Raw genomic sequence first — 2,721 nt, forward strand, 5'->3', positions numbered from 1 at the left:
ATCTCCGAGGAATTACCGGCGGTACTCTTGTGATGATTGATGGTATTCCTGTCAATTGGAATGGTGTTAGCCACTTAGATATGATTCCGGTCGGTGCCGTTGAAAAAGTGGAAGTCGTAAAGGGCGGCGGCGCCAAACGATATGTTTTGGCGGTGCTGCCGGCGGATTACAAGGCTGATTTGCAGCTCATCACACAGGCGCTTGGCGGCACTAGAGCAAGCCTAGCAAGCCCCGATGAGGTCATACGACTAACCGACTGCGTCTTTGGCAGCGTTCCGCCGTTTAGCTTTCACGAGGAGCTAGAGCTGATCGCCGATCCTAGCCTGCTTACGCGCTATGCCGAGCTTGCTTTTAACGCAGGCTTACTGGATCGCTCTATCATTTTAAACACGAAGGACTACGAGCGTATCGCTCGGCCGAGATTGGTCAAATTTGCGATGGCGGAGTGAGAAATTTTGTTTAAAAAGGCTGAAATTTGATCGAAGAAATACGGCAAATGACGATAACCAAAGATGATTTTTTAGGTATAAACTTGGACGAAATACTCAAAGACGCAAAATATTTTGACGCTTACAGTTTTAAATTTGCGGACTTGTGCGAGGAAAATTTTAAAAACGGAGATTTAAAAGTAAGTAAGGTATTTTATTTATTAAGGGACGCTTGCTCTATGACCTTAAAACCTAAAAGCACAAATGAGCCGTACGAAGCCGGATGCATCGCGGGCGATTGCAGATCGGCGATATTAGATGATTTTACCGAGCAGGATTTGGAATTTTTCGAGAGTATTTTAGATGAAATAACCGATTGCAAACTAAAATCAAGGATCGCCGATATTTTATGGATTTTAAAAAGTCCCAAAAATATCAAATTTTTAGAGATCGCCGCAAATGAATACTCGAAAATCTCTCTAGAGCCAAAGTCGCTAAACCAATTTAATATAGATGCTTTTGAAAGGGCTATCAGGCTATCGCGATTATCCAAAATCACAAAAAATCAATACGCCGAAATATCGAATAAAATTTTAGAATGTTTTAATAAGGCGGAGCCAACCGATCAATACTACTGCTTAAGGATGTCGTATTTATTGGATATTGCTAAGTTGGACAAAAAACTGCAATCAAGCGTAGCTGAAAAATTAGAAAATTTTGCCGATGCTTTTGCCAAAGAGGAAGAATTTATAGCGGCTATAGACTATTATCAAGAGTCGCAAAAATGGTATAAGAAGCTCAAAAATAGCCCCAAAATAGCCGAAACTGCACTTAAAATAGCTAATATCTTAATAGAAAAAGCAAAAGAAAGTAGCGCTATATCGTCAAAAATAGACCTAGAGCAAGCACTAAAAGAGCTCAGAAGCATCCCTACAAAAGATAGAAATGAGCTCGGAATCGATCAAAAAATAGACGAGATACGTAAGCTAATGGGGCAAAATAACCAAGATATTATAAGCGAAATGAGTTTGATTGCTACCGATAAGATCGATATTTCGCGTTATCAAAATAATGCAAAGCTAGCAGTAAAAGGCAAGCAACTATCTGAAGCGGTATTATGCCTAGCTAATATCACAGCAAATCCACTATATGAAGAGATCAAAAAGTCATCCGAGAATCTTTTAAAGAAGTCTCTTTTTTCAAATCTTATTACTCAAATTTACGTAGATGCCGGCGGAAGAAAATTATCGCAAATAACTACAAAAGATGATCGATTAAAACATGAAATGTACCAGCAATATAATATACATGTCGAGTTGGCGATAGACAGCAGCATATTGCCAGCATTTTGGCAAATTTTAAAGGAGCATAGAGTGTCTATGCGTTTCATTTATGATGTTTGCAGAAACTCTAGCGTAGTTCCGGTTGATAGGGTAGATATCTGGGCGCAAGGCTTATATTACGGCTTTGATAGAGACTTTTTGGTTTCAAGTCATTTGTTGATACCTCAAATAGAGCATTTGGCGAGAATTTTATTGCGACAAGAAAAAATCCCTACGACTACTATCGATGAAAATGGCGTAGAATCTGAAAAAAGCATAAATTCGCTTTTGCAAGAACCAAAAATATATGAATTGCTCGGGAGAGATTTGACGGAAGAGCTAAAATTTTTACTAACGGAGCCGATGGGGCTAAACTATAGAAATAAAATATGTCACGGACTGGTCAGCGAATCTCCAAATAGTGCCGATATTTATATTTGGTGGCTTTGCCTTAAGCTAGTAGTTAATAATTGTGTTTTGTATACAATATAACTCCAATCTAGAAAATTTTTTTGAGTGATTTTATTAAGATAGTGCGTTTTATTTATATTTGCATTTTTTCAAATGAGTTTGATTTTAATGGTTTTGGACGTAGGCTCGCGCGACTAAAAATCAAAATTTTACCCTGCTGCGAGCGCCAAATTTATAATCCTATAAATTTAGAATTTTAAGAGTGAAATTTTGAATTAAAATTTCCCAAAATCTCTAAATTTTAAAATTTTAAATGCAATGCGGGCTTGGCGGCTTGTTCGCCATAGAGCTCGTAAATTCCGCTGCTGCAGAAATGGCGAACTCATGCGATTTAAAGATAAGGCAAAATTTTAGCTAGCGCGCCCGTACAGAATTTCGATATTAGCGCGAACACAAACACGCCGTATTTGAAATCCGAAACCGACGAGGCGCGGCGAGGCTAGCTGCGAGCTTTGGCGATGCACGCCTCGATCGCCGCCATCACCGCTGCGCGAAACCCC

2 protein-coding genes are annotated in these 2,721 nt (G+C 39.2%); both read left to right on the forward strand.

Going from position 1 to position 2,721, the window contains the following annotated elements:
• The coding region (locus Q0238_RS00180) for a YbaK/EbsC family protein (protein ID WP_297941679.1) at window positions 1-449 on the forward strand (449 nt) is incomplete at its 5' end.
• Window positions 450-475: 26 nt separating this feature from the next.
• Entirely contained in the window at window positions 476-2,242 is a 1,767-nt protein-coding gene (locus Q0238_RS00185) for a DUF4209 domain-containing protein (protein ID WP_297941682.1), read from the forward strand.
• Window positions 2,243-2,721: the final 479 nt, after the last annotated feature.

This window comes from uncultured Campylobacter sp., from assembly GCF_938045775.1.
Classification (GTDB): Bacteria; Campylobacterota; Campylobacteria; order Campylobacterales; family Campylobacteraceae; genus Campylobacter_B.